The sequence below is a fragment of the Polaromonas sp. P3_C2 genome, assembly GCF_056402675.1.
This window is the reverse complement of the sequence record NZ_JBFUGX010000912.1, coordinates 1-1,350: the sequence shown is the minus strand read 5'-3', so window position 1 is coordinate 1,350 and position 1,350 is coordinate 1. Positions and strand designations below refer to the sequence as shown.

3 protein-coding genes are annotated in these 1,350 nt (G+C 61.6%); 2 read left to right on the top strand and 1 reads right to left on the bottom strand.

Annotated features, from left to right (window positions below; translation table 11 throughout):
- Positions 1 to 604 (top strand): ATP-binding cassette domain-containing protein (locus tag AC1DWI_RS23315; protein WP_477725935.1); only part of this gene is annotated, 604 nt, incomplete at its 5' end.
- A gap of 14 nt (positions 605 to 618) precedes the next feature.
- Positions 619 to 1,155 carry a DUF1415 domain-containing protein gene (locus tag AC1DWI_RS23310; protein ID WP_477671427.1) on the top strand — a complete coding sequence of 179 codons (537 nt, stop codon included), beginning with the start codon at positions 619 to 621 and terminating at the stop codon, positions 1,153 to 1,155.
- A gap of 10 nt (positions 1,156 to 1,165) precedes the next feature.
- On the opposite strand, the gene AC1DWI_RS23305 is transcribed toward AC1DWI_RS23310, so the two are convergent.
- Positions 1,166 to 1,350 (bottom strand): response regulator (locus tag AC1DWI_RS23305; protein WP_477725934.1); only part of this gene is annotated, 185 nt, incomplete at its 5' end.

The following is a 1,350-nucleotide window of genomic DNA, read 5'->3' as shown; positions in this document are numbered from 1 at the left end:
CATCGGCCCGAACGGCGCAGGCAAGTCCACGTTGTTCAAGCTGATCGCCGGCAAGGAAACGCCCGACAGCGGCGAAGTCGCCATCGGCAAGACCGCGCGCATGGCTTTCGTCGACCAGCACCGCGATGATCTGGCCAATGAAAAAACCGTCTGGGAAGACATCTCGGGCGGACTGGACATGCTGACCGTCGGCAAGTTCACCATGCCCAGCCGGGCCTACGCTGGCCGTTTCAACTTCAACGGTGCAGACCAGCAAAAACGCGTCGGCATGCTGTCGGGCGGAGAGCGCGGGCGCCTGCACCTGGCCAAGACCCTGATCGCGGGCGGCAACGTGCTGATGCTTGACGAACCCTCAAACGATTTGGATGTGGAAACCCTGCGCGCGCTGGAAGACGCGCTGCTGGAATTCGCCGGCTCCGTGCTGGTGATCAGCCATGACCGCTGGTTTCTGGACCGTATCGCCACCCACATCCTGGCCGCCGAAGGCGACAGCCAGTGGACTTTCTTCAACGGCAATTACCAGGAGTACGAAGCCGACAAGAAGAAACGCTTGGGTGAAGAGGGCGCCAAACCGAAGCGTGTGCGCTTTAAGGCCCTGCACTAAGCCTGGACGCAGTCATGACAGACCAGGAGGTTCTGGACAAAACCCGCTTGTGGCTCGAAAAAGCCGTGATCGGGCTCAACCTGTGCCCGTTCGCCAAGGCGGTCTATGTCAAGAACCAGGTGCGCCTGGTGGTGAGCCGGGCCCGCCATGCGGACGGCCTGCTCGAAGAACTGGACCGCGAACTGGATCTGCTGGCGGCGACGCCGGCCGAAGAGGTCGACACCACGCTGCTGATTCACCCCACGCTGTTTGACGACTTCCTGGACTTCAACGATTTCCTGGAAATCGCCGAAGGCGTGGTGGATGAGCATGGCCTCGAAGGTGTGATCCAGCTGGCCAGCTTTCACCCGCAGTTCCAGTTCGATGGCACCGAGCCCGGCGACATTGGCAACTACACGAACCGCGCACCCTTTGCCATCCTGCATTTGCTGCGCGAGGAAAGCGTGGAACGGGCCGTGGAGGCGTTTCCCGAGGCTGAGGCTATCTTTGAGCAGAACATCCAGACGCTCGAAAAGCTGGGCCACACGGGCTGGAAGGCGCTGGGCCTATAACGCTGAGGCCTTATTTGGGCAAGTGCTGCTTGAGCACCGCGTGCAGCTGCGCGAAATTAAAGGGCTTGGTCACGTAGCCGCTGGCACCCAGGCGCAAGGCTTCCTCCAGCCGCTCTGACTCCGCGCTGGCCGACAGGAACACAAAGGGCACCTGCTTGAGGGCATGTTCCGATTGCAGCGCGGCCAGAACCTCCA